At 72.2% G+C, this 26,138-nt stretch carries 20 protein-coding genes and 1 pseudogene; 9 read left to right on the plus strand and 12 right to left on the minus strand.

Annotation, left to right across the window (positions count from 1 at the left end; all coding sequences use genetic code 11):
• Window positions 1-44 precede the first annotated feature (44 nt).
• The 7 genes from ADK64_RS25165 to ADK64_RS25195 form a co-directional block, all read right to left on the minus strand.
• Window positions 45-1,538 (minus strand): SDR family NAD(P)-dependent oxidoreductase, encoded by a 1,494-nt coding sequence (locus ADK64_RS25165; protein ID WP_053662175.1) that lies wholly within the window; start codon window positions 1,536-1,538, stop codon window positions 45-47.
• 170 nt (window positions 1,539-1,708) lie between these two features.
• A complete protein-coding gene (locus tag ADK64_RS25170; RefSeq protein ID WP_053662177.1) occupies window positions 1,709-3,040 on the minus strand; it encodes a wax ester/triacylglycerol synthase family O-acyltransferase in 1,332 nt (443 codons plus the stop codon).
• A gap of 155 nt (window positions 3,041-3,195) precedes the next feature.
• Window positions 3,196-5,517 carry a GH92 family glycosyl hydrolase gene (locus ADK64_RS25175; protein WP_053662179.1) on the minus strand — a complete coding sequence of 774 codons (2,322 nt, stop codon included), beginning with the start codon at window positions 5,515-5,517 and terminating at the stop codon, window positions 3,196-3,198.
• A 128-nt stretch (window positions 5,518-5,645) separates the two neighbouring features.
• Window positions 5,646-5,939: a hypothetical protein gene (locus ADK64_RS25180; protein ID WP_053662181.1), complete on the minus strand. Its 294-nt coding sequence runs from the start codon at window positions 5,937-5,939 to the stop codon at window positions 5,646-5,648.
• Window positions 5,940-5,965: 26 nt separating this feature from the next.
• Window positions 5,966-7,186, minus strand: a complete 1,221-nt coding sequence (gene glgC / locus ADK64_RS25185; protein WP_053662182.1) for a glucose-1-phosphate adenylyltransferase — start codon at window positions 7,184-7,186, stop codon at window positions 5,966-5,968.
• A gap of 51 nt (window positions 7,187-7,237) precedes the next feature.
• Entirely contained in the window at window positions 7,238-8,389 is a 1,152-nt protein-coding gene (gene glgA / locus ADK64_RS25190; protein ID WP_053662184.1) for a glycogen synthase, read from the minus strand.
• Between the two features lie 35 nt (window positions 8,390-8,424).
• Window positions 8,425-9,174: a (2Fe-2S)-binding protein gene (locus tag ADK64_RS25195; protein WP_053662186.1), complete on the minus strand. Its 750-nt coding sequence runs from the start codon at window positions 9,172-9,174 to the stop codon at window positions 8,425-8,427.
• Window positions 9,175-9,415: 241 nt separating this feature from the next.
• Between ADK64_RS25195 and ADK64_RS25200 the strand changes: the two genes are divergently transcribed.
• Entirely contained in the window at window positions 9,416-10,567 is a 1,152-nt protein-coding gene (locus ADK64_RS25200; protein ID WP_107093076.1) for a DMT family transporter, read from the plus strand.
• Here the strand turns inward: ADK64_RS25200 and ADK64_RS25205 are convergent.
• Complete coding sequence (locus ADK64_RS25205) at window positions 10,557-11,720, minus strand: transglycosylase family protein (RefSeq protein ID WP_053662191.1); 1,164 nt, start codon at window positions 11,718-11,720, stop codon at window positions 10,557-10,559. The two genes, ADK64_RS25200 and ADK64_RS25205, sit on opposite strands and share 11 nt — an antisense overlap.
• Before the next feature lie 271 nt (window positions 11,721-11,991).
• Here ADK64_RS25205 and gndA point away from each other — a divergent pair, with 271 nt between their 5' ends.
• Window positions 11,992-13,431, plus strand: coding sequence for an NADP-dependent phosphogluconate dehydrogenase (gene gndA, locus ADK64_RS25210; protein WP_053662193.1), 1,440 nt, complete (start codon window positions 11,992-11,994; stop codon window positions 13,429-13,431).
• 423 nt (window positions 13,432-13,854) lie between these two features.
• Here the strand turns inward: gndA and ADK64_RS25215 are convergent, their stop codons facing one another.
• The 3 genes from ADK64_RS25215 to ADK64_RS25225 all read right to left on the minus strand — a co-directional run bounded on the left by ADK64_RS25215 (window position 13,855) and on the right by ADK64_RS25225 (window position 15,878).
• On the minus strand, window positions 13,855-14,199 hold the full coding sequence (locus tag ADK64_RS25215) for a GNAT family N-acetyltransferase (protein ID WP_053662195.1): 345 nt from the start codon (window positions 14,197-14,199) through the stop codon (window positions 13,855-13,857).
• Between the two features lie 40 nt (window positions 14,200-14,239).
• Window positions 14,240-14,659 carry an aspartate 1-decarboxylase gene (gene panD / locus ADK64_RS25220; RefSeq protein WP_053662197.1) on the minus strand — a complete coding sequence of 140 codons (420 nt, stop codon included), beginning with the start codon at window positions 14,657-14,659 and terminating at the stop codon, window positions 14,240-14,242.
• Window positions 14,660-15,224: 565 nt separating this feature from the next.
• Window positions 15,225-15,878 carry a GntR family transcriptional regulator gene (locus ADK64_RS25225; RefSeq protein WP_053662199.1) on the minus strand — a complete coding sequence of 218 codons (654 nt, stop codon included), beginning with the start codon at window positions 15,876-15,878 and terminating at the stop codon, window positions 15,225-15,227.
• A 101-nt stretch (window positions 15,879-15,979) separates the two neighbouring features.
• Here ADK64_RS25225 and glyA point away from each other — a divergent pair, with 101 nt between their 5' ends.
• From glyA to ADK64_RS25265, 7 genes and pseudogenes are all read left to right on the plus strand, one after another.
• Window positions 15,980-17,314 (plus strand): serine hydroxymethyltransferase, encoded by a 1,335-nt coding sequence (glyA, locus tag ADK64_RS25230; protein WP_053662201.1) that lies wholly within the window; start codon window positions 15,980-15,982, stop codon window positions 17,312-17,314.
• Window positions 17,311-18,561, plus strand: coding sequence for a sarcosine oxidase subunit beta family protein (locus ADK64_RS25235; protein ID WP_053662202.1), 1,251 nt, complete (start codon window positions 17,311-17,313; stop codon window positions 18,559-18,561). The genes glyA and ADK64_RS25235 overlap by 4 nt, the downstream gene beginning before the upstream one ends.
• A 26-nt stretch (window positions 18,562-18,587) precedes the next feature.
• A pseudogene (locus ADK64_RS25245) lies at window positions 18,588-21,772 on the plus strand (sarcosine oxidase subunit delta family protein).
• Window positions 21,762-22,358, plus strand: coding sequence for a sarcosine oxidase subunit gamma (locus ADK64_RS25250; protein WP_053662209.1), 597 nt, complete (start codon window positions 21,762-21,764; stop codon window positions 22,356-22,358). The pseudogene ADK64_RS25245 and the gene ADK64_RS25250 overlap by 11 nt, the downstream one beginning before the upstream one ends.
• A gap of 90 nt (window positions 22,359-22,448) precedes the next feature.
• On the plus strand, window positions 22,449-23,303 hold the full coding sequence (purU, locus tag ADK64_RS25255; protein WP_053662212.1) for a formyltetrahydrofolate deformylase: 855 nt from the start codon (window positions 22,449-22,451) through the stop codon (window positions 23,301-23,303).
• A 126-nt stretch (window positions 23,304-23,429) separates the two neighbouring features.
• Entirely contained in the window at window positions 23,430-23,783 is a 354-nt protein-coding gene (locus tag ADK64_RS25260; protein WP_053662215.1) for a VOC family protein, read from the plus strand.
• Window positions 23,784-23,817: 34 nt separating this feature from the next.
• Window positions 23,818-24,738: an ornithine cyclodeaminase family protein gene (locus tag ADK64_RS25265; RefSeq protein ID WP_053662217.1), complete on the plus strand. Its 921-nt coding sequence runs from the start codon at window positions 23,818-23,820 to the stop codon at window positions 24,736-24,738.
• A gap of 122 nt (window positions 24,739-24,860) precedes the next feature.
• Here ADK64_RS25265 and ADK64_RS25270 read toward each other — a convergent pair whose 3' ends face one another.
• Window positions 24,861-26,117, minus strand: coding sequence for a sensor histidine kinase (locus tag ADK64_RS25270; RefSeq protein ID WP_078992825.1), 1,257 nt, complete (start codon window positions 26,115-26,117; stop codon window positions 24,861-24,863).
• Window positions 26,118-26,138: the final 21 nt, after the last annotated feature.

Consider the following 26,138-nt stretch of genomic DNA (forward strand, 5'->3'; position numbering starts at 1 on the left):
GCGAGCCGGCCGCACCGGTCACCCCGTCCATCCGTCCCCCGGTGTCACCACTTGCCGGGCGCGTAGTCCTTCAGGAAGACGCCGTACACGTCCTCGCCCGCCTCGCCGCGCACGATCGGGTCGTAGACGCGGGCGGCGCCGTCGACCAGGTCGAGCGGTGCGTGGAAGCCGGCCTCGGCGAGGCGCAGCTTGTCGTAGTGCGGGCGCTCGTCGGTGATCCAGCCGGTGTCGACGGAGGTCATGAGGATGCCGTCCGCCTCGAACATCTCGTCGGCGCTGGTCCGCGTGACCATGTTCATGGCCGCCTTCGCGGCGTTGGTGTTCGGATGCCCGGCGCCCTTGTAACCGCGGCTGAAGACGCCTTCCATCGCGGAGACGTTGACGACGTAGGCCCGGCCGCTGGAGGCCTTCTTCGCGGCGTCGGCCATCGCCGGGCGCAGGGCGCTGATCAGGATGAACGGCGACGTGTAGTTGCACAGCTGGGTCTCCAGCAGCTCGACCGGCGAGATCTGGTCGATGGTCTGCACCCAGGTGTTGGTGTCGACGACGTCGGGGACGAGGCCGCCGGCGTCGATGGCGGTGCCCTCGATGTGCCGGGCGACGCTGGCGTTGCCCGCGACGAGGGCGAGGTCGGCGACCTTCTGCGCGTCGAGTCCGCTGGTGCCGACGGGCAGCGCGGCGATGCCGTCGACGGCACCGGAGTTGAAGGCGCCGATGACATGGTGGGCGGGGAGTTCACCGGCGGGCAGCGGGGCGCTCTCGCCGTCGACCAGGGCCGCGTACGCGGAGGGCAGCCGTCGCACGGTCTGCGTCGCGTTGTTGATCAGGATGTCGAGCGGCCCGGCCTCGGTGACCTGCTCGGCCAGCGCCACGGCCTGCGCCGGGTCGCGCAGGTCGATGCCGACGACCTCCAGCCGGTGCAGCCAGTCCGCCGAGTCCTCCATGGCCTTGAACCGGCGGATGGCGTCCTTGGGGAAGCGCGTGGTGATGGTGGTGTGCGCGCCGTCGCGCAGCAGCCGCAGCGCGATGTACATACCGATCTTGGCGCGGCCGCCGGTGAGCAGGGCGCGCTTGCCGGCGAGGTCGGCACGGGCGTCGCGCTTGGCCCGGTTCGTGCGGGCGCAGTCCGGACAGAGCTGGTGGTAGAAGTAGTCGACCTCGACGTAGCGGCTCTTGCAGGTGTAGCAGGAGCGCGGGCGCTGGAGTATGCCCGCGATCCTGCCCTCCTCGACCTTGGAGGAGGGCAGGATGCCCTCGGTCTCGTCGTCGATGCGCTCGGCGGAGCCGGTCGCGGTGGCCTCGGTGACGGCGCGGTCGTGCGCGGTCTTGGCGGCCCGGCGCTCCTGGCGGCGGCGCTGCTTGACCGTCCGGTAGATGGCCGAGGTGGCCCGGCGCACCTTGATCGCGTCGGGGTGGTCGACCTCGATCTCGTCGAGTTCCTCGAGCACGCTCAGGCAGACGGCCAGCCGCTCGGGGTCGATACCCGGGCCGTAGACCACCTCTTCCGTGGCCATGGAGCCGTCTTCTGTCACCGTCATCGCGCTGCCGTTTCCCTGATCACCCGCGCAGCGCGCCGACTCGCGCCCGCCTTCGAACAGGGAATTTTACGGAGCACCCGGGCCTGGGACCAAACCGCTCACGGGAACGATCTACGGGCCCTCGGACCGCCGACGGCACTGGGGCCCCACAGGAACCACCAGCACCGCCCTCACGCCTGGCAGGCCGACAGCAACGTCGCGATCTCGGCCGACACCGCGAACGCGAACCGGTCCAGGTCCGGCACGGCCTGCGCGTCGGCGACCAGGCCGTAGTGGACGCGGCCGCGGTACGTCGAGATCGCCACAGCCAGCGACTGGCCGGGGGCGAGCGGGGCGAGCGGGTAGACCTCGGTCAGTTCGTGGCCGCCGAGCCGGAGTCCCAGCCCGGGCAGCGGCACGCTGGTGACCAGGATGTCGAACCAGAGCCGGGCGGCCTGGCCGACGAGGGGGCCGCCGAGCCGGTGGCCGAGGGCCGGGACGTGGTCGGCGAGCAGGGCGACGGCGCCGGCGCCCCGGTCGGCGCCCGCGTCCTTGTTGCGGACCATCGCGGTGCGCACGGTGTCGAGACGGCCGAGCGGGTCGGGCTCGCCCACGGGAAGCGGTATCAGATAGCCGGAGAGCCGGTTGCCCTGTGGGTGGGCGGTGCGCGGCCGGCGCCGGGAGACGGGGATGAGGGCGCGGGGCGCCACACCCTTGGTGCCCTCGCCGCGCTCCTCCAGCCAGCGGCGCAGCGCGCCGGCGACCACGGCGATGAGGACGTCGTTCACGGTGCCGCCGGCGCTCTTGCGCACCCGGTGCACATCGTCGATGTCGACGACCACCCCGGCGGTGCGGCGGGTGCCGCTCGGGGCCGACGTCAGCGCGGTGGAGGGTCGCATGCCGAGCGTGGACCGGGCGAGCGAGGCGCCGATGTCCAGGGCCCGGCCCATGTCGGACAGGGCGCCCCGGACCAGCCCGGGCACGAGCCCCGGCAGCCTGCGCATGTCGGGCAGCAGTCCGCGCGGGGGTTCGATGGCGCGCGGCGTCCGCTCGGGCAGGTCCATCGGGTCCATGACACCGGCGGCGAGCTTCAGCGCGCGCAGCCCGTCGGCGAGGGCGTGGTGGAACTTGAACAGCACCGCGAAGGACATCCCGTCCTCGCCGGGCAGCACGTGCGCCTCCCACGGCGGCCGGCCGCGCTCCAGCGGGCGTTCCATCAGCCGGCCGGCGACGGCGTGGAAGTCGGCGGTCGGGGCGTGCAGTCGTACGTGGTTGAGCGGGTCGAAGTCGGGGTCGGTCTCGCGGATGGCGCCGCCGAAGGCGAACGGCTGCCACACGTCGCGGATGCGCAGGCGGAGCCCGGGTACGGCGGCGGCGCGGGCGGCGAGCAGGTCGGCCGCGTGGGCCCCGGCGGTGGGCGAGTGGGCCCCGAAGACGCCGAGCGCGCCGAGGTGCATCGGGTGTCGGTCGCACTCGATGTTCCAGAACGCCAGATCGAGCGGAGCGAGCAGATCGGAAGTCACGGGCGTGCCTCACGCGTCGACGACGGGTGGATGTGCAGTCACTCGAAGTCAATCTCCGACATCCGATTACGGTCAAGTACGATCAGACTACGTTCAGTTAACAGCAGATTAAGTCCCGCCCCTCCATCAGGGGCGGGACCACGGGATATGTGAGGTCAGTTCAGGACCGGCTGCGCCGCCTTGGGTGACGTACCCCACTCAGACGGGCGCGAGCCGACCGTGAACGCGAGGGAGCGCAGGGAGCGCAGCGCGCCGTTCGTCAGATAGGTCCGCGTGTGCGGGGCGCCGTCGGTGCGGACGGCCTGGATGTAGCGGTCGGTGGCGGAGGTCCCGGGCGCGGCGATCGTCAGTGCGCCGCTCGGCCAGTAGCGGCGGTCCAGGGTGAGGTCGACGCGGTCGAAGACGGGCGTGGACAGGCCCCAGGTGCCGTAACCGGGCTGGATGGGGAACAGGCCGATGGACGAGAGCACGTTCCAGGCGGACATCGTGCCCAGGTCGTCGTTGCCGGTGATGCCGGTGGGGCCGTCGGTGAACAGGGTCAGGGCGGCGTGGACCACGTCGGTGGTCTTCCAGGGCTGGCCGGTGGCGAGGTAGGTGTACGGCGCGATGAGGTCGGGCTCGTTCATCGGGTTGTACTTGTCGGCGTTGTAGTAGTCGTACGCGCTCCCGTGCACCCACACGTCGCGGGCGGTCTTCGCGGGGTCGGCCAGCAGCCGGTCGTAGGCGAAGAAGGAGTCCAGGCGGTCGTTGGCCGCGTGCTCGCCGCCGATGAGCCGCACCATGCCGGGCACGTCCTGCGGGACGAGCCACTGGTACTGCCAGGCGGTGCCCTCGTGGAAGCCGGTGCCACGGGCCGGGTCGGCCGGGCCGGTGAAGGCGCCGGAGGCGTCGCGGGCCCGGAAGAAGCCGGTCGTGGGGTCGAAGACGCTGCGGTAGTTCCGCGCGCGGGCGGCGTACCGGGCGGCGTCCTGGCCGTGGCCGAGACCGCGGGCCATCTGGGCCAGCATGGCGTCGGCGAGCGCGTACTCCAGGGTGACGGAGGCTCCGTGGTGGTAGTCGGAGTCGCCCATCTTGGCGTACGGGCGCTTCTCGACGAAGGGCGCGAAGCCGTGCGCGAGGTACTCGGCGTTGGCCTCCCGGCCGATGCCCGGGTACGCGGCGGGCGGGACGCCGTCGGCGTTCTTGCGCAGCGCGCGGTAGGCCCGCTCCTCGAAGCCCTTGAGCAGGCCCGCCTGATAGGCCGTGGTCAGGAACGGGGTGACCGGGTCACCGCTCATGATGTTCGTCTCGACCGGACCGTAGCCCCACTTGGGCAGCCAGCCGCCGTCCTCGTCGATCGCCACCACCGAGCGGGCCATGTCCCGTGCCTCGCGCGGTGCGAGCAGGGCGAGGAGCTGGGCCTGGGTGCGGTAGGTGTCCCACAGCGACCAGTTCTGGTAGTACGTGAACCCGTCGGCGTGGTGGATCCGCCGGTCCCAGCCGGAGTACCGGCCGTCGGTGTCGCCGCCGATGTTCGGGGCGAGGAACGAGCGGTACAGCGAGGAGTAGAAGGTCCGGCGCAGCGTGCGCGTGCCGCCCTGCACATGGACGCCGGCGAGTCTGTCCTCCCACTTCTCGCGGGCCCGCTCGCGCACGGCGTCGAAGGACCGGCCGCCCTCCGCGGCCAGGTTGCCGGCCGCGCCGCGCGCGTCGACGTACGACAGTGCGGTGGTCGCCTCGACCGTGCGGTCCTTGGTGGTGTCGAAGCGGAGGTAGGCGCCGCCGTGTCCGCTGCGCGAGCCCGGGGTGACGCGCCCGCCGTCCCAGGTGCCGTAGGCGGTGAAGGGCCGGCTGAAGCGGGTGATGGTGTAGACGGTGTAGGGGCCGGTGTCCCGGCAGAAGCCGTGGCCGGTGATCGCGGTGCGCACGGTGTGGTCGTCGAGGATCTCGACGTTGCTGGAGACCGCCTTGTGCAGCGACTGGGTCGCGTTCAGCAGGACGTTGGCCTTGTCGGTGGCGGGGAAGGTGTAGCGCTGGACGCCGGTGCGCTCGGTCGCGGTCAGCTCGGCACGGATGCCGGAGGCGAGGCCGACGCGGTAGTAGCCGGGGCCCGCCGACTCGTCCTGGTGCGTGTAGCCGGCCGCGTATTTGGTGTAGTCCGTCTGTGTCACGTCCCCGGTGGTGGGCAGCACGGGCAGATCGCCGCCGATGCCGCAGCCGACGCCCGAGAGATGGACCAGGGAGAAGCCGCGGATGCGGTTCTGTGTGTAGTCGTAGCCGGCGAAGTGCCCGGTGTCCGGGGAAAACTGCACCATGCCGAAGGGCACGGCGGCGCCGGGGAAGGTGTTGCCCTCGTTCTGGCTCCCGATGAAGGGGTTGACCAGATCGGTGAGGTGGCCGTCGGTCCGCTCGGCGGCGCCTGCGGCGGGGGTGGCGATCAGCGCGGACGCTGCCATCACCCCGGCCAGGCACAGCCGTGTGCGCCGGGTCCCTCTCATGTCGGATGACCTCCGGAGGTTCGACATCGTTGTCTGCATCCTGAAGGTCGAACAGCATAAAACCGGGCATCCCGCGAGGTTTGCGCGCACGCGTCGCGCGCGGCGGGCCGTCGGGCGTGACGCCCAGGCTAGACGGTCGTCCCCGTCCCGTCGGACACCCCGTCCTCCTCCGGCCGCGCGGCCTCGACATCGTCCAGTTCCCCGGCCGTGGCGTCCAGTTGACGGCGGTCGTGGTCGCGCAGGAAGGGGAACAGCGCTCCGCAGTCGCGGCAGGCCCGCGCGAGGTCGGCCCGGAACGTCGGCTGGGGCTTGAAGAAGCCCGGGCGGCGGAACTTCAGCAGCAGACGCTCGTACGACCGTTCACCCGAGGTGAGTTCTCCGACCGGGCTCAGCCGGCCGGAGCCGCAGATCGCGCATCGCATACCGGGAAGCCTAGCCCGGCCGGCCCCTACGACACCCGCTGTCCCTTGCCCAGCGCGATCACCCCGCCCGCGGAGACCGTGTACAGTTCGGCGTCCCGCTCCGGGTTGACGCCGATCGTCGCGCCGGGCGGGACCTCCACGTTCTTGTCGAGGACGGCACCGCGGACCACCGCGCCCCGGCCGACGCGCACGTTGTCGTGGAGCACCGAGCCCTGCACCACCGCCCCCGGGTCGACCCGGACGCCGGGCGACAGCACGGACCGGGTGACCTGACCCCGGATCAGGCAGCCCGCGCTGATGATGGACTCGCCCGCGATACCGCCCGCGCTGAAGCGGGCCGGGGACAGCTGGCCCGAGTGGGTGTAGATCGGCCACTGCCGGTTGTACAGATTGAAGGCGGGGCGCTCGGCGATGAGGTCCATGTGCGCCTCGTAGTAGGCGTCCAGGGTGCCCACGTCCCGCCAGTAGCCCTGGTCGCGGGTGGTCTCGCCGGGCACGTGGTTGTCGCCGAAGTCGTACAGCTGCGCCTCGCCGCGCGTGGTGAGCTGGGGCAGGATCGAGCCGCCCATGTCGTGCACGGACTGCCCGTCCTCGGCATCCCGTTGCAACGCCTCGACGAGGGCCTTGGTGGTGAAGACGTAGTTGCCCATCGAGGCGAAGACGGTCTCCGGGTCGTCCTTCAGGCCCGGAGGATCGGCGGGCTTCTCCAGGAAGCGCCGGATCGTCAGGCCGTCGGAGCCCGGCGTGATCACCCCGAAGGCCGAGGACTCCGCGCGCGGCACCCGGATGCCGGCCACCGTCACGCCCGCGCCGCCCTCGATGTGCTGCCGGAGCATCTGCCGCGGGTCCATGCGGTAGACGTGGTCGGCACCGAACACGGCCACGTACTCGGGCTGTTCGTCGTGGACCAGGTTCAGGGACTGCAGGATCGCGTCGGCGCTGCCCAGGTACCAGCGCGGGCCGAGGCGCTGCTGGGCCGGGACCGGGGTGACGTAGTTGCCGAGCAGGCTGGACATCCGCCAGGTGGTGGTGATGTGCCGGTCCAGCGAGTGCGACTTGTACTGGGTCAGCACACAGACACGCAGGACGTCGGCGTTGACGAGGTTGGACAGGACGAAGTCGACGAGGCGGTAGGTGCCGCCGAAGGTGACGGCCGGTTTGGCGCGGTCCGCGGTGAGCGGCAGCAGGCGCTTGCCCTCCCCGCCCGCCAGCACGATCCCGAGTACGGAAGGCCCTCCACGACGCATGGCCGCTCCCCTCACCCTGGTTGAACCATGGCTGCCCTCAGCCTGCGCGGACTAAGCCTGCTCCAGGACCTCCGCGTACAGCCCGGCCGTACGCCGGGCCACCGCGTCCCAGCCGAACTCCCCCGCCGCGCGCACCCGTCCGGCCTCCCCCAGCCGCCGGGCCGCCGCCGGGTCGCCGAGGACCTCGTCCAGCGCCCGGGCGAGGCCCGGCTCGAAACCGTCGTCCACGTCCACCAGCAGGCCGGTCCCGCCGTCCGCCACCACTTCCGGGATCCCCCCGACCCGGGAGGCCACGACCGGGGTCCCGCACGCCATCGCCTCCAGATTGACGATGCCGAGCGGCTCGTACACCGACGGGCAGACGAACACCGCGGCGCGCGTGAGGAGTTGGACCACCTCCGCGCGCGGCAGCATCTGCGGGATCCAGAACACACCGGCGCGGACCCGGCTCAGCTCCTCGAACAGCGCCCGGAACTCACGGTCGATCTCCGGGGTGTCGGGCGTGCCCGCGCACAGGACGACCTGGGCACCCGGGTCGATGTCCCGTACCGCGCGCAGCAGATGGGGCACGCCCTTCTGGCGGGTGATCCGGCCGACGAACAGGACGTACGGGCGGTCGGGGTCGATGCCGTGCCGCAGGAGGGCGTCGGTGCCGTGGTCCGGGCGGTACAGACGGGTGTCGATGCCGTTGTGCACGACGTGGACCTTCGCCGGGTCCAGCGCCGGATAACAGGTGAGGATGTCCTCGCGCATGGCGCCCGACACGGCGATCACCGCGTCGGCGGCCTCCACGGCGGTGCGCTCGGCCCAGCCCGACAGGGCGTACCCGCCGCCCAGTTGCTCCGCCTTCCAGGGGCGCAGCGGTTCCAGGGAGTGGGCGGTGACCACGTGCGGGATGCCGTACTGCAGCTTGCCGAGGTGGCCGGCGAGGTTGGCGTACCAGGTGTGGGAGTGCACGAGTTCGCGACCGGCCAGGGCGGCGGCCATCGACAGGTCCACGGAGAAGGTGCGCAGCGCGTCGCCCGCACCGTCGAGCACGGACCAGGGCCGGTGGCGGACGACGCCGACCCCGCGCCCCTCGCCCCAGCAGTGCACCTCCAGGTCCACCAGGGAGGTCAACTCCCGTGCCAGGAACTCCACATGGACACCGGCCCCGCCGTACACGTCCGGGGGGTACTCCCGGGTCAGCAGTCCCACTCGCACCCGGCAACCCCCTGGGATTCGGTGGCAGGTTCTCCTCATGGTCGCCCGGATGCGGCTCCCGGGGAAGAGCGCGGCGGCCGCGTGAAGCAGCAGTCTCCGCAGAGCCCGCCCCCGGGGACCCGGTAGTACAGACAGCAGCTGCGGCGGCGGAACGCGGTGCCGGTGCGGGTGCCGGTGGTGCGCAGGAGGGGGTGGGCGAAGAGGCCGTCCGTCAGCGCGCGGGCCCGCCCCGCCAGGTCGGTACGGCCGTGCGTCCGGGCCCAGCGGTCCAGTTCCCGGGCCGCGCCCGCGAGCGCGGAGCCCGCGTTGCCCCACAGCAGCCCGGAGGCGACACCGTAACGGGCCGTCAGGGTCTCCCCCAGGGGTACGAGATGTCCCTGGAGCACGCGGGCGGCGAGGTCGGGTTCGCCCGGCAGCAGGCGGACCTCGGTCAGCCACAGGTCGTCGGGAGCGCCCGCCAGGGGGTCCCAGCGCAGCAGGCGGGGAGCGAGGTCGGGCAACCGGCCGTACAGGACGGCGCAGCCGAGGGCCGCCGACCACAGCCGGGCGGCCAGCCCCTGCTGCGCGATGGAGGCGGCGACCCGTGACTCGGGGGCGCGCAGCCGCTCCGCGACCAGGTCGACACGCACGGCCAGGGCGTCACGGGGACCGTCAGGGAGCGGTGTCGCGTACGACTCGGCGAGCGTCGCAAGCGACGCGGACACCGGCGCCGCCGCTCCCTCGGTGCGCAGGACGAAGAAGCCGCCGAGCGGGCGGAGGGCGGCGAGTTCGGGGTCGAGGTCCACGACAGGCAGTAGTACCAGGCGGGTCCAGGGGGTGTGACCGCGGACCGGTGCCGGGTGTCCGCGTCCTGCGGCACCCGTCCCAAGGATGATCACAGAACGGCTCTACTCCATCGGTAGTAGGACGCATTGCGTGCTCAGGGACGACGACGGGAAGAGCGCGGGCGGGCAGAGTGTTCGGCATGGATGCCGTCCGTACGCCGCGCCGGGCTCAGGGCCCCCGCCTCACGCAGAGGAGACGCTGATGAGCGCCCTCGCGCTGTCCATGCTCCTGTCGGTCGTGTCCGCCCTCGCCTACGCGGGCGGCGCGATCGTGCAGGAGCAGGTCGCGGTGTCCTCACCCGACAGTGCGTACATGCCGCTGCGCCGGCCGAGCTGGTGGGGAGCGCTGGCCCTCAACGGGCTCGGTGGCGTGCTGCACGTGGTGGCGCTGGCCTACGGCCCGCTCAGCCTCGTCCAGCCGCTCGGCGCGCTGACCATCGTCTTCGCGCTGCCCATGGCAGCGCTGTTCGTCGGCCGCAGGGCCGGCGCGACCGCCTGGCGCGGCGCCGTGATGGCCACGCTGGGCCTCGCCGGTCTGCTGTCCCTGGTCGGTTCCTCCGACACCCACTCCCTGGACACCGCCCAGCGGATCGCCGTCGCGCTGGTCACCGGTGGGGCGGTCGCGGCGCTGACGGGCGCGGGGCTGACGGTGCACCGGCACCCGGCGGTCCGCAGCGTGCTGCTCGCCGGCGCGTCCGGCATAGCCTTCGGCATGTCCTCGGTGTTCACCAAGACCGTCGCCGAGGACTGGACCCACGGCACCGACCTGAGCGATCTGCCCTCGCTCGCCGCGATCGCCCTGTTCGCGGCCGCCGGCGTCGTGCTGTCCCAGGCCTCCTACCGGGGCGCCGGCCTCGCCGCCCCGCTGGCCACCCTGACCGTGGTGAACCCGGTGCTGGCGGCCGCCGTCGGCATCCTGATGTTCGGCGAGACGTTCCGCTACGGCGACCTCGGCACCGGGCTCGCCGTGACCTGCGGCGTGGTGGCGGCGGGCGGCCTGGTGATGCTGACGACCGAGCGGATCGAGCGCGGCAGGACGCCCGCACCCGCCAACGCCCCCGCGCCGGACGCGGACCCGGCCGCCGCGGAGCCGGAGGCACTCCCCGGCCTGCCGCAGCAGCGCGTGGCGGCACCGGGCGAGGCGGAGGGGGCCACGCCCGCGCCCGCGCCCGGCCGGACCGACGGCGGGCTCGACGAGCCGGTGCTGCGGGACCTGTTGACACCCGCTCCGGGCGGCAGCGGCGGCACGGACGCCGAGGACGGCGGACCGACCGCCGAGCGGGTGCTCCCCGTACCGGGCGTCCTCGTGCCGCGACCGGTGCTGGGCCTGAACCGTACGAGCGTCAGATCCTGACGCCGCCGGCCCGCAGATAGGCGAGCGGGTCGATGTCCGTGCCGAAGTCCGGTCCGGTCCGTACCTCGAAGTGCAGGTGCGGGCCGGTGACGTTTCCGGTGGCCCCGGAACGGCCGATGCGCCGGCCGGCGGTGACGCTCTGCCCGATCCGCACGGAGATCGCCGACAGGTGGGCGTACTGCGTGTAGCGGCCGTCGGCGTGGTGGATCACCACCTGGTAGCCGTAGGAGCCGCCCCATCCGGCGGCCACCACCTGCCCGGCCTCCGCGGCGTGCACGGAGGTGCCGGTCGGCACGAGGAAGTCGACGCCGGTGTGGTAGCCCTTCGACCAGTGCGAGCCCGCCACGCGGTAGCCGGTGCCGATGGGGGCGTCGACCGGGGCGACCAGCGTGCGGCCGGTGCTCTTGGCTGTGTGCGGTGCGGTCTTGTGCGGTGCCGTCTTGTGCGTGCTCGGGTGCGTGGTCCGGTGCTCCGAAGGGGCTTTCCGCTTCGGGGACTTGGTGTCGGCGGCGCTCGTGCCGCGCAGGCTGAGCCGCTGGCCCGGCAGGATCAGGTCGGGGTCGGCGCCGATCGTCGCGCGGTTGCCCGCGTAGATCCCGCGCCAGCCGCCGCGCACCTGGTGCTCCTCGGCGATGCCGGAGAGCGTGTCGCCGTGCACCACCGTGTACGTCTCGGCCCGGCCGGCCCGGGACTGGGGGGTGGTCTGCGGCTGTACGTCCCGTACGGAACTCCTCTCCGTACGCATGCTCTCCGTGTGCGTGCCGGGGTCGGCGTCCCCGCGGGTCAGTCCGGCCCGCACCGAGCAGACCGGCCAGGCGCCGGAGCCCTGCCCGTCGAGGACCCGCTCGGCGACGGCGATCTGCTGGTCACGGGTGGCGAGGTCGGCGCGCGGCGCGTACCGGCCGCCGCCGTACGCCTCCCAGGTGGACTGGGTGAACTGCAGCCCGCCGAAGTAGCCGTTGCCCGTGTTGATGCTCCAGTTGCCGCTGGACTCGCAGGCGGCGACCTTGTTCCAGGTGGAGGCGTCGGCCGCGTCCGCGGTGCCGACGGCGACCAGCGGGATCGCGAGGCCGGCGCCGCCCGCCGTGACGGTGAGTGAGGCGCGGTTGATCCTGTTCGGCTGGTACCGGCGATGCCGGCCGCGTACGGCCATGTCCGATTCCCCTCGGCATGCGTCAGGAGGGGCCAAAAGTAAGGGCCGCGAACAGGCCATGACAAGACGGAAAACCGGCCTCCCGCACGGCCCAAGTGGCCGGGAACGGCCCCTGCTTGGCCTGATGCACGGAAGACTGAGGCTCCAGGGACCGTCACCGCGTACTCAAGCCCGGCGGGCCGGATGTGCGCTCGCCGTAGCGGCACGTCAGGATGGGCGAGGACCCGTACTGACGGAGCCGTAGTCACGAGGCAACCAGGGAGCAGGCGGCATGAGCACTTCAGCGCAGATCGGTGTCACGGGCCTCGCGGTCATGGGCCGCAACCTCGCCCGGAACTTCGCCCGCAACGGCTACACCGTCGCCGTGCACAACCGTACGGCGTCACGGACCAAGGCGCTGGTGGACGAGTTCGGTGGCGAGGGGGACTTCATCGGGACGGAGACCGCCGAGGAGTTCGTGGCGGCCCTGGAGCGCCCGCGCCGACTGGTGATCATGGTCAAGGCCGGTGATCCGACGGACGCGGTGATCCAGGAGTTCGCACCGTTGCTGGAGCCCGGCGACATGATCATCGACGGTGGCAACGCGCACTTCGCGGACACCCGCCGCCGGGAGAAGGCACTGCGCGAGCAGGGCATCCACTTCGTCGGCATGGGCGTGTCCGGCGGTGAGGAGGGCGCGCTGCACGGGCCGAGCATCATGCCGGGCGGTCCGAAGGAGTCGTACGACTCGCTGGGCCCGATGCTGGAGAAGATCTCGGCGAAGGCGAAGGACGGCGCGCCCTGCGTGACGCATGTGGGCCCCGACGGCGCCGGGCATTTCGTGAAGATGGTCCACAACGGCATCGAGTACGCCGACATGCAGCTGATCGGCGAGGCCTACCAGCTGCTGCGCGATGTCGCCGGGTACTCCCCCGCGCAGATCGCGGACATCTTCCGCAGCTGGAACCAGGGCCGGCTGGACTCGTACCTGATCGAGATCACCGCCGAGGTGCTGTCCCACGTGGACACGGCGAGCGGTCAGCCGTTCGTGGACGTCGTGGTCGACCAGGCCGAGCAGAAGGGCACCGGCCGCTGGACGGTGCAGATCGCGCTCGACCTGGGCGTTCCGGTGTCGGGCATCGCCGAGGCGGTCTTCGCTCGCTCGCTGTCCGGGCACGCCGGCCTGCGGGCCGCTTCGCGGGGTCTGGCCGGGCCGAAGCCGGTCGCGCTCGGCGAGTCGGAGGCGGCGGCGTTCGCCGACCGGGTGGAGCAGGCGCTGTACGCGTCCAAGATCGTCTCGTACACCCAGGGCTTCCACGAGATCACCGCGGGCAGCGAGGAGTACGGCTGGGACATCGATCTGGGCAAGGTCGCCTCGATCTGGCGGGGCGGCTGCATCATCCGGGCAGCCTTCCTGGACCGCATCCGCGCCGCCTACGACGCCCGCCCCGACCTGCCCAGCCTGCTGTCGGACGAGACGTTCGCGCGCGAGATCGCCGGCGCTCAGGACGACTGGCGCGAGGTGGTGATCGCGGCGGTGCGGCAGGGCGTGCCGACGCCGGGGTTCGCGGCGGCGCTGGCGTACTACGACGCGTTGCGGGCGGCTCGCCTGCCGGCGGCTCTGACGCAGGGGCAGCGGGACTTCTTCGGGGCGCACACGTATCGGCGGGTGGACCGGGAGGGGACGTTCCACACGCTGTGGGGCGGGGACCGGAGTGAGATCTCGGCTTAGTCGAGGGTGCGCCCGAGCAGGTGGGGGCGACCGTTGCGTTTGCGGCCGTGGGTACCTTTCGGCTGATCGCGCGGTGCCCCGCGCCCCTGAGAGCGGGCGCTTCGCGCCCTGCTCCTCAGGTCAGTGGCGGGCCGGGCTCCGGGTTCGGTACGGGTTCCGGGCCCGGCGGGATCGGGGACGGTGAGGGTCCCGGCGGTACCGGAGCCGGGGGTGGCGGGGGTGGTGAAGGCTGTGGCCCCGGATCGGGCGGTACGGGCCGGGGTGGGGGCTCCGGGGGTGGGACCGGAGTGGGATAGGGGTCCGGCGTTGTCATGGGGTGCCTCCGGGCAGTCGCTGGACGGCGTCGCTCTCCGCCTCTGTGGACTCATCCCCCGCCTGCCCGGCGGCCCCTCGGTCACTCACCCGACAGGGCGAGCCGCGCGCTCAGAAACGGCCGGGGTGTGCCCGCAGCCAGTCTTTCGCGGCCGACAGCAGCTCCGGGTCGGCCGACGGGGCGACCTCGGGGTGGCGTGCGGCCCAGGCGACGACGTACGGGCACAGCGGGGCCACCGGGACGCCCTCGCGCTGGGCGAGGGCGTACAGCTCGCGGGCGAGGGAACCGGCGATGCCCTTGCCCTCGTGTGCGGGCTCGACGATGGTGTGGACCGGGACCAGGGCACGCGCGGGCGACTCCAGGACGAAGTACTCGACGTGGCCGACGACCTCGCCCTCGCCGACGGCTTCCAGGCGGCCCGCCGCCCGGTCGTCCCGGATCTCGATCTCGCTCATGGGCACACGCTCCTGGTCCGGTCCTGATCCGGCGCTCCCGTCAGGCCGGGCGGGCCTGGGGGCTGCGCTGCTGGTCCGAGCCGGGCACCGGCTCCGACGGGTCGGCACCGAGGGACACGATCCGGTTGCCTCCGTCGACGTGCACCACCCGTGGCCGCAGCTGCCGCGCCTCGGCGTCGGTGGCCTGAGCGTAACTGATGATGATCACCAGGTCTCCGGGATGCACGAGATGGGCGGCCGCCCCGTTGATCCCGACGACCCCGGACCCGCGCTCGCCCTCGATGACGTAGGTCTCGAGCCGGGCGCCGTTGGTGACGTCGACGATGTGCACGAGCTCGCCCGGCAGCAGATCGGCGGCGTCGAGGAGGTCGGCGTCGATGGTCACCGATCCCACGTAGTGCAGGTCGGCCTGGGTGACGGTGGCCCGGTGGATCTTGGATTTGAATACTGTACGAAGCACGAAGAAACTCCCGATTCGTCTGCTCCCTGCCTGCTTCCGCAGGTCAAGGGCGGTCTCTGGAGGCTACATCGCTTCGTGTCCGCTCGGACACATCGACCGGGTAACCCCGCCCCGGCGTCCGCCACGTGATCGCCCAGCTCCCCGAGGACGACGCAGCACCTCGCCTGTGGACCAGCCCGGCGGGCGGACCCCGCATGCGCCCGGGGGGACGCGCGGGGCGCACCGCACTGACGCGGGGAGCGAGCGCCGTGCGCACGTCGCTCCGCCGGTCACGACGGGCACCGTGCCGTGGCCCGCGGCGCGCAGGTCCTCGGCGGGACGTCGGCCACCCGGCGCCCGGCGCCGCTGTCGGCCACTGGCCTCAACCCGCCTTCCGCGGCGCCGAGTCGGTGGGCGGGGGCACGCCGACCCGCGTCGGCCGCGGCCCCTCCCGGGCGAGCGCCGGCACCGGTGCGGCGAACGTGCCGGTGCCGCGGCGATGCCGGGCAGCAGGTACCCTCGCGTTCTCGTCCGTTCACCGGCCCGGCGACTGCCCGCCGTGCACGCAACGCAGCTGGGGCAGGCGTCAGATGACGCTGCGAATCGCCGTCTCGAACCCTGCCACGTGTCCCGCGGCAAGGGCGGCAGCCTTCTCCGCGTCGCCGTCGATGATGGCGCGCAGCAGGGGCCCGTGCTCGTGCACATGGCCCGCCAGGCCCGGCAGCCGGTCGAGGAACAGGCACCAGATCCGCGTGGCCAGATTGTCGTACCTGATCAGGGTGTCCTCGAGGTACGGATTCCGGGTCGCGGCGTAGATCGCACGGTGCACGGCCATGTCGAGCCGTATGAGGTCCGTGCCGGCGAGGGACGCGTCCGCCAGCCGTGTCAGCAACCGGTCGAGGCCGGCGCGGTCGTCCTCGCCGGCGCGTTGGGCCGCCAGGCCCGCGGCCAGCGGCTCAAGCTGCTTGCGGACCTCTGAGACGTGTCCGAGATCGGCGATCTGTACCTCGGTCGCAAAGGTTCCGCGCCGGGGATAGGCGACGATCAGGCGTTCGCGCTCCAGTCGCTTGAGGGCCTCCCGGACCGGGGTCCGCCCGAAGCCGAGCTCGGCGGCGATCCGCTCGTCGTTGAGGGGCTCACCGGGGCGGATCCGGAGGGTCACCAGACGGTCCGAGATGGCGCGATAAGCCTGATCAGCCAGCGTTCCATCGTCCTGACCAGCGACGGTCGACGCAGTCACCCGAGAGTCCTCCCTTGACGCGGCCCGATCCGTCCTTTTAGCGTAACGCAACAGCAGGTTGATATATCAGTCGGCTATCAGTCGCTTCCCAGGGAGTTCTCATGACTTCCCACACCCCCGAGCAGCGAGCGGCCCGAGCCGCGGTCCTCAGCGCTCCGCTCGACGAGTTCGACCCGGAGATCGCCACGGCGATCGGGGCCGAGCTGGCTCGGCAGCGCGGCACCCTGGAGATGATCGCGAGCGAGAACTCCGCGCCGCTCGCGGTCATGCAGGCCCAGGGATCGGTGCTGACCAACAAGTACGCCGAGGGCTACCCCGGACGCCGCTACTACGGCGGCTGCGAGCACGTCGACGCGGTCGAGCAGATCGCGATCGACCGCGTCAAGCGGTTGTTCGGTGCCGAGGCCGCCAATGTGCAGCCCCACTCCGGCGCACAGGCCAACGCGGCGGTCATGGCCGCCCTCCTCCAGCCCGGCGACACGATCCTGGGACTGGACCTGGCACACGGCGGCCACCTCACCCACGGCATGCGGATCAACTTCTCCGGGCGCCTGTACAAGGCCGTGGCCTACCAGGTCGGCGAGGACGACCACCGCATCGACATGGAGCAGGTCCGCCAACTCGCCCGCGAGCACCGGCCGAAGCTCGTCGTGGCCGGCTGGTCGGCCTACCCCCGCCACCTCGACTTCGCGGAGTTCCGCCGTATCGCGGACGAGGTCGGCGCCTGTCTGATGGTCGACATGGCCCACTTCGCGGGCCTGGTCGCCGCCGGACTGCACCCTTCGCCGGTGCCGCACGCGCAGGTGGTGACCACCACCACGCACAAGACGCTCGGCGGTCCCCGCGGCGGGGTGATCCTGTCCACCGCCGACCTCGCCAAGAAGATCAACTCCGCGGTCTTCCCGGGCCAGCAGGGCGGCCCCCTCGAACACGTCATCGCGGCGAAGGCCGTCGCCTTCAAGATGGCCGCACGGCCGGAGTTCGCGGACCGACAGCGCCGCACCCTGCAAGGAGCGGCGATCCTGGCCGGGCGGCTGCTGGCCGACGACACGAGGGCGGCCGGGGTCAGTGTGCTGACCGGTGGCACCGATGTGCACCTGGTGCTGGTGGACCTGCGCCACGGCGAACTCGACGGCAGGCAGGCGGAGGACCGGCTGCACCGGGTCGGCATCACCGTCAACCGCAACGCCGTCCCCTTCGACCCCCGTCCGCCGATGGTCAGCTCCGGCGTCCGCATCGGCACCCCTGCCCTGGCCGCCCGCGGCTTCGGGGCCGAGGAGTTCACGGAGGTCGCCGACATCGTCGCCACGGCCTTCCTGCCCGGCTTCGACGACCGGGTCGCCGCCGCGCTGCGCCGGCGCGTGCAGGTTCTGACCGACCGATTCCCGCTGTATCCCGTCGATCCGCAGCTCGTGGCCCGGGAGGCTGCCCAGTGACGCACCCACGCGGCAACGCATCCGCCACGCCCGGCGACGCCCTGCCCGACCACCCCGACTTCCTGTGGCGCAACCCCGAGCCCAAGCGGTCCTACGACGTCGTCATCGTCGGCGGCGGCGGACACGGCCTGGCCACCGCCTACTACCTGGCCAAGAACCACGGCATCACCAATGTCGCCGTGCTGGAGAAAAGCTGGCTCGCGGGCGGCAACATGGCCCGCAACACCACGATCATCCGCTCCAACTACCTCTGGGACGAGAGCTCCGGCATCTACGAGCACGCGCTCAAGCTGTGGGAGACCCTCGAAGAGGATCTCGACTACCCCATCCTCTTCAGCCAGCGCGGCGTGCTCAACCTCGCCCACAGCCTCCAGGACGTCCGCGACAGCAAGCGCCGTGTCTATGCCAACCAGCTCAACGGCATCGACGCCGAGTGGCTGGAGCCGGACGAGGTCGCCAAGGTCTGTCCCATCGTCAACGTCTCTCCTGACGTGCGTTATCCGGTGCTCGGCGCCACCTACCAGCCGCGCGCGGGCATCGCCAAGCACGACTACGTGGCGTGGGGCTTCGCCCGCAGGGCCGACGCCTACGGCATCGACCTGATCCAGGACTGCGAGGTCACCGGCCTCGACATCCGGGACGGCCGCGTCCGCGGCGTGCGGACCACGCGCGGCCCCGTCGCCGCGGGGAAGGTCGCCCTCGCGGGCGCGGGGCACTCCTCCGTGCTGGCCTCCATGGCAGGCCTGCGGCTGCCGCTCCAGAGCCACCCGTTGCAGGCGCTGGTCTCGGAGCTGCTCGAACCGGTGCACCCGACCGTGGTGATGTCGAACGCCGTGCACGTGTACGTCTCCCAGGCCCACAAGGGCGAGCTGGTCATGGGCGCCGGCATCGACAGCTACAACGGCTACGGGCAGCGGGGCGCGTTCCACATCCTGGAGCGCCAGATGGCCGCCGCGCTGGAGCTCTTCCCCGTCTTCGCGCGCGCCCACATGCTGCGCACCTGGGCCGGCATCGTCGATGTCACTCCGGACGCCTCACCCATCGTCGGTCTGACCCCCGTCGAGGACCTCTATCTCAACTGCGGCTGGGGCACCGGCGGTTTCAAGGCCACCCCGGGCGTCGGCTGGGCCTACGCGCACACCATCGCCACCGGCGAACCGCACCCCTACAACGCGCCGTTCACCCTCTCCCGCTTCACCACCGGCGCCCTGGTCGACGAGCACGGCGCAGCCGCCGTCGCCCACTGACCGCCACCCCGGCCAAGGAGATCCACATGCAGCTCATAGCCTGCCCCTGGTGCGGCGAGCGCGAGGAAGTCGAATTCCACTACGGCGGCCAGGCACACGTCGCCCACCCCGACGACCCCTACGCGCTCGACGACGAGCAGTGGGCCCAGTACGTCTTCTTCCGCGACAACCCCAAGGGACCGTTCGCCGAGCGGTGGATGCACGCGGCCGGCTGCCGGCGCTGGTTCAACGCCGTGCGCGACACCGTCACCCACGAGTTCCTCGCGGTCTACGGCATCCGTGCCGAGCGCCCCCTCCCCATGAGCACCGCACCCGCCGCGCGGCAGCGCGAGGGCATGGAGGCCAGCTGATGAACACCCCGTTCCGTGCCCACGGCCACGGCCACATCGACCGCGACACCACGCTCTCCTTCACCTTCGACGGCACCACCTACACCGGGCACCCCGGCGACACCCTCGCCTCGGCCCTGCTGGCGGGCGGCGTGCACCACGTGGCCGACAGCATCAAGTACGGCCGGCCACGCGGTGTCCTGGCCGCCGGAGCCGAAGAGCCCAACGCGCTCGTGCAGATCGAAGCGCCTTTCCCCGAGCCCATGCTCACCGCCACGACCGTGGAGCTGTACGACGGCCTGGTCGCACGGGGTCTGTCCGGCCGGGGCCGGCTCGGCAGCCGGCCGGACCCGGCCCGCTACGACACCATGCACGCCCACTGCGACCTGCTGGTGGTCGGTGCCGGCCCGGCGGGACTGGCCGGCACGCTGACGGCCGCCCGGGCCGGGGCCCGCGTGATCCTCGTCGACGAACTCCCGCAGCCCGGCGGGTCGTTGCTCGGCTGCCAGGAACTCCTCGACGGCGCACCGGCGACCGCGTGGGCCCGCGACGTCGCCGCCGAACTCGCCGCCTGTGCCGACGTCCGGGTACTGCACCGCACCACCGCGTTCGGCCACTACGACGACGGGCTCGTCCTGGCCCTGGAGAAGCGCACGGACCACCTCGGTGCCGCGGCTCCCGCCCACCTCTCCCGGCAGCGGATCTGGCGCGTCCGCGCCCGGCAGGTCGTGTACGCCACCGGCGCCCACGAGCGTCCGGTCGCCTTCGACGACAACGACCGCCCCGGCATCATGCTGGCCGGCTCGGCCCGCACCTACCTCAACCGCTTCGGCGTCCTTCCCGGGCGACGGGCCGTCGTGTTCACCACGAACGACAGCGCCTATCCGGCAGCGCTCGAACTGGCCGACGCGGGCGTGCGGATCGCCGCGGTGATCGACGCCCGCGAGGAGGTGCCGGCGCACTGGCGCACCGCCTGCGCCGACCGCGGTATCGACCTTCGCACGGGCCACGTCGTCACCGGCACCAGCGGCACCGTGCGCGTCTCCCGTGCCCACGTCGCCGCCTTCGGCCAGGGACGCCTCGGCGACCGACAGGGCGTCGACTGCGATCTGCTGCTGGTGTCCGGCGGCTGGAACCCCGCGGTGGCCCTGTTCAGCCAGGCCCGCGGCACGCTGCGCTACGACGCCGCGACCGGCGCCTTCGTCCCCGCACACGGGCCTGACGACGTCCGTACGGCGGGATCGGCCGGCGGCACCTTCACCCTGGCCGGCTGCCTCGCCGACGGCGTCGACGCCGCGCGGCGGGCCCTGTCGGCCATCGGCAGGACCGGCCGGGCGATCGCCCTGCCGGCTCCCGCCCCGCTCCCGGACGGCGCACCCACCCGGGTGCTCTGGCGCGTCCCGAGCCCGCGGGACACCCAGGACGGCTCCCACCAGTTCGTCGACCTCCAGCGTGACGCCCTCGTGTCCGACGTGCTGCGTGCGACCGGGGCCGGCCTGCGGTCGGTGGAGCACGTCAAGCGCTACACCACGATCGGCACCGCCCACGACCAGGGCCGCACCTCGGGCGTGATGGCCTCGGGCATCGTCGCCGAGGCACTCGGGGTGGACGTCGCCGACCTCGGCACCACCCGCTACCGTCCGCCCGCCGTGCCGGTCGCCTTCGCCGCCCTCGCGGGCCGCAACCGCGGGGAACTGTTCGACCCGGTCCGGGTGACCGCACTGCACCCGTGGCACGTCGAGCACGGCGCCCTGTTCGAGGACGTCGGCCAGTGGAAGCGCCCCTGGTACTACCCCCGGCCGGGCGAGACCATGGAGGAGGCCGTGCTGCGCGAATGCCGGTCCGCCCGCACCGGCGTCGCCATGATGGACGGCTCCACGCTCGGCAAGATCACCGTGCAGGGCCCGGACGCCGGCGTCCTGCTGGACAGGCTCTACACGAACCTGATGAGCACCCTCAAGGTGGGCCGGATCCGCTACGGCGTGATGTGCGGCGTGGACGGGATGGCCCTCGACGACGGCACCGTGATCCGGGTGGCCGAGCGGGAGTTCCTGCTGACCACGACCACCGGCAACGCGGCCAGGGTCCTCGAATGGATGGAGGAATGGCTGCAGACGGAGTGGCCCGACCTGCGCGTGCACCTCACCTCCGTCACCGAGCACTGGGTGACGATCCCCCTGGTCGGCCCCCGCTCCCGCGATGTACTGGCCCTGGTGGCCCCGGGCCTGGACGTCGGCAACGACGCCTTCCCGTTCATGTCCTGGCAGGACACCACGGTCGCCGGCGTGCCGGCGCGCGTGTGCCGCATCAGCTTCTCCGGCGAGCTCGCCTACGAGGTCAACGTGCCCGCCTGGTACGGCATCACGGTGTGGAAGGCCCTCCGCACGGCCGGCTCCGCCTTCGGCATCACCCCGTACGGCACCGAGGCGATGCACGTGCTGCGGGCCGAGAAGGCCTACCCGATCATCGGGCAGGACACCGACGGCACCGTCACCCCGCAGGATCTGGGCATGTCGTGGGTCGTGTCCGGGAAGAAGCGGGACTTCGTCGGCAAGCGCTCCTTCACCCGTGCGGAGAACCAGCGCGGCGACCGCAAGCAACTGGTGGGCCTGCTGCCCGCCGACGAGCGGGTCCTGCTGCCCGAAGGCGCCCAGATCATCGCCACCAGCGGCATTCCGGAGCCACCGGTACCCATGCTGGGCCACGTCACGTCCAGCTACCGCAGCGACGCCCTGCAACGGACGTTCGCCCTCGCCCTGGTGCGTTCGGGAACCGAGCGCATCGGTGAGACCCTCTACGTCCCGCTGGACGGCCGGACCGTCCCCGTGACGGTGACCGACCCCGTGCTCTTCGACAAGGAGGGAGCCCGCCGTGACGGTTGAGACGCCCGCCCGTTTCAGTCCGCTGTCCGCGTGGCAGGACAGGTTCGCGCGGCTGCCGGCCGGGCTCCAGGTACGGGAACTGCCCTTCCTGACCCAGCTCACCCTGCGGGCGGAGCCCGGCGGTCCGGCGGCCAGGGCCGTCGAGGCCTGCCTGGGCATCACGCTGCCCGGCCCCGTGCGCGCCGAGACGTCGGGCGACGTCGAGGCGCTGTGGATGGGCCCGGACGAATGGCTGCTCGTGGCCGCCGACGGCCGGCAGCACGACCTCCTCGCACGCCTGCGGCCGGCGATCGGCGACGACGACTTCGCCACGGTCACCGACGTCTCGGCGCAGCGCACCACGCTGGCCCTGACGGGTCACCTCGTCCGCGAGGTGCTGGCCCAGGGCTGTGCCATCGACCTGGATCCCCGGGTGACCCCCGTCGGCTCCTGCCCGACCACGCTCCTTGCGCAGGCCCCGGTCACCCTCGTGGTGCGGGGCGAGGCCGCCTCCGGCATCCGGCTGCTGGTCCGCGCGTCGTTCGCGTCCTATCTGGCCACCTGGCTGCTCGACGCCTGCACGGAATACCGGGGAAGCACCGGATGAGCATCCGCGTCCGGTACGCGCCGGCCGTCAGCGAGAAGACCGCGCGCGGCGGTCTCGCCCTCAAGTCCGTCGAGTGCTGAGGAGCCCCCCATGAAGAGCGAGTTCGTCCTCACCCTCAGCTGCCGCGAACGTCCCGGCATCCTCCATGCCGTGACGTCGTTCCTCCTCGGGCACGGATGCGACATCACCGAGCACCAGCAGTTCGACGACACCGACAACGGCATCGTGTTCCTGCGCACCGGCTTTGCCGCCTCCGACACCAGGGTCGGCCTGGGCGGCCTGCGGGACACCTTCGCTCCCGTTGCGGCCGAGTTCGGCATGGAATGGCAGCTCAGGGACGCCGCGCACAGGCCGCGTGTGCTGGTCTTGGTGTCGAGGTTCGACCACTGCCTGGCCGACCTGCTCTATCGCTGGCGCAGCGACGCACTGGACGCCGAGATCGTCCTGGTGGTCTCCAACCATCCCGACCTGGAGCCGCTCGCCGCGGCCGAAGGCGTACCGTTCGAGCACATACCGGTGACGGTCGGCACCAAGGCGCAGGCAGAAGCGCGACTGCTGGCTCTGGTGACGGAACACCGCATCGATCTCGTCGTCCTCGCCCGCTACATGCAGGTGCTCTCGGACGACCTGTGCAAGCGGCTGGAAGGCCGGGCCATCAACATCCACCACTCCTTCCTGCCGAGCTTCGCCGGAGCCAAGCCGTACCACCAGGCCCACCGCCGTGGAGTGAAACTCGTCGGCGCGACCGCCCACTACGTCACCGCGGATCTGGACGAGGGACCGATCATCGAGCAGGAGATCATCCGGGTCGATCACCGAGCCGGCCCCGGCCGGCTCGTCACCGTCGGCCGCGACGCCGAACGCCTGGCGCTGGCCCGCGCCGTCAACTGGCACTGCCAGGGCCGCGTCCTGATCCACGGCAACCGAACCGTGGTCTTCAGCTGACCCTGACGCATCACGAGGACGGCTTCGGGCGCAGCCCCCTGCGCCAAAACCCGCTTCCAGGCCCGGATCGTGGCGGAGTCGGCATCGGCTTCGTACTGCGACAGCCGGTAGGTCTAAGCTCGGCGGATGAGCTTGGAATGGGAACAGGTAATTGTCCACTCGGTGGATCCGGCGGCCCTGGGTCAGTGGTGGGCCACGGCTCTCGGCTGGGTCGTGGTCTATTCCTCTGATGACGAGTTCGAGATCCGCCCGGAGCCGGATCGCATGCCGGGGTTGGACTTCGTCCGGATTGACGAGACCAAGAAGGCCAAGAGCCGACTGCATCTCGACTTCAGGCCGGATGACCAGGACGCCGAGGTGGCCCGTCTGCTGGCCCATGGCGCACAGCGTGTCGATATCGGCCAGGGTGATCAGTCGTGGGTCGTACTGGCGGATCCCGAGGGCAACGAGTTCTGTGTCCTGGGCCCGCGGCGTCCTTGAGGGTCACGCCCGAGATTCCTGCGGACGGAGTTCCATGACGACCATCAGCCTCGGCGAGCGGGAGGTCCGTGAGGCCGTCTCGATGCGGGAGGCCATCGACGCCGTGCGCCGTGGCTTCCTCGGCCTGGCGGCCGGCGAGTTCGACATGCCCACGCGCACCGCACTGCGCGACGGCCAGTTCCTGGTCATGTCGGCCCACCACCGGCCGACGGAATCCGCCATGGTCAAAACCCTGAGCGTGAACTTCGACCGGGCACCCGCCATCACCGGCACCGTCGTATGGAGCACCCTGGACCGGCTCGACCATCTGATCGCCGACGCCGGTGCCGTCACCACCCTGCGCACCGGCGCGGCCGTCGGGGTCGCCACCGACCTCCTCGCCGCGCCCGACGCCGACCGGCTCACTCTGATCGGCACCGGCGGCCAGGCCGCCGACCAGGTCCGCGCCGTGCACACCGTCCGCCCGCTGCGCCGCCTCACCATCGTCGGCACCACCGGGGAACGCGCCCGGTCCCTGGCCGACACCCTCCGGGCCGAACTCGACGGCACCGAGATCCGTACCGCCACCGACCCCGTCGCCGCCGTCGGCGACGCCCGCATCGTGTGCTGCGCGACCCCCGCGACCAGCCCGCTCTTCCCCGCATCGGCCCTGGCCGCCGAGGTGCACGTCAACGCCATCGGTGCCTTCCGCCCCACCATGCGCGAACTGCCGGACGAGCTGCTGGCCGACGCCACCGTGGTCATCGACGAACTCGGCGCCGTCCTCGAGGAGTCCGGCGAGATCATCCATGCCCTTCGGGCCGGCGCCATCACCCGGGATCGCCTCACCGAACTGGGCACCGCCCTGGCCTCCGCCCCCGCCGGCCACGGCAAGCGCACGGTGTTCAAGAGCGTCGGCGTCGCCATGCAGGACTGGGCCGTCGCACGGCTGCTGGCCGACAAGTTCCTCGGCTGATCCTCACCGCGGGTGGGTGTGGCGGCGCCGGGCCCAGCGGTGGGCCGTGGGCCACGGGTCGCATGCCGAAGTCCGGTGACGTGCACACGAGTTGAGTCCGGCGAGGGTGGCGTGCGGGTCCCTCATACGGTGCGCGGCGGTGCGCTGTGGACTCCGGTCCGGTACTTGGGGATCCGGGTCGTGATCTTCATCCCGGCTCCGGCGGCGGTCTCGATCACCAGGCCGTGCTCGTCCCCGTAGACCTGCCGGAGCCGCTCGTCCACGTTGCGCAGCCCGATGCCCGTCGACGGGCCGGCCTCGCCGCGCAGGATCGTGCGGAGCCGGTCCGGCTCCATGCCGACCCCGTTGTCCTCGATGACGATACGGGCGAGCGCTCCCTCGTCCTGCGCGGTGATGGTGATACGGCTGCGCTCGACGCTCTCCTCCAGACCGTGCTTGACCGCGTTCTCGACCAGGGGTTGCAGGCACAGGAACGGCACCGCCACCGGCAGCACCTCGGGGGCGATCTGCAAGGTGACCTCCAGCCGCTGCCCGAAGCGGGCGCGGACCAGCTCCAGGAACTGCTCGATGGAGCGCAGTTCCTCGGCCAGGGTGGTGAACTCGCCGTGCCGGCGGAACGAGTAGCGGGTGAAGTCGGCGAACTCCAGCAGGAGTTCGCGGGCCCGCTCGGGGTCGGTGCGGACGAACGAGGCGATCGTCGCGAGGGAGTTGTAGATGAAGTGCGGGGAGATCTGTGCGCGCAGGGCCCGGATCTCCGCCTCGATGAGCCCGGTGCGGGTCCGGTCGAGTTCCGCGAGTTCGAGCTGTACGGAGATCCAGTGGGCCACCTCCTCGGTGGCCCGTACCGCGGATGCCGGCTCCCCCGCGCCGGCCACGACGAGGGCGCCGAGCACACGCCCGTCGACGGTGAGCGGTGCGACGGCGCCCCAGCGCACCGGGCAGTCCGCGGACCGGCAGTCGACGGCGAAGGTCTGGGTGCGGCCGGTGTCGAGTACCTGCCGGACCCGGTCCAGGGCGGTGTCCTCGTGGTGTCGGCCGGGCCCGGCCCAGGCCAGCAGCGTGTCCTCGTCCGTGAGGCCGAGCGCGGCCGTGCCGAACAGCGGGCGCAGGCGCCGTACCGCCTTGCGGGCCGTGTCCTCGGTGAGTCCGGCGCGCAGCGGGGGCGCGGCCAGCGAGGCGGTGTGCAGGGTGTGGAAGGTGGCGCGTTCCACGGGGGTGCCGCGGTCGGTGCCGTCCTTGGCGGCGGCCCGGCGGGCGAGGAGCCCTCCCGCGGCGAGGCCCGCGGCGAACAGCAGGGCTCCGCCGACGCCGAGACCCACGGCGAGGTCCACGGTCAACGGCGGGACGCCTGCGGCGGTGATGGCGGCGAGCTTGCTCATGCGCGGGTCCGGGCGGTGGGC

The organism is Streptomyces sp. MMG1121, assembly GCF_001280015.1.
In the GTDB taxonomy this organism is placed as follows: domain Bacteria; phylum Actinomycetota; class Actinomycetes; order Streptomycetales; family Streptomycetaceae; genus Streptomyces.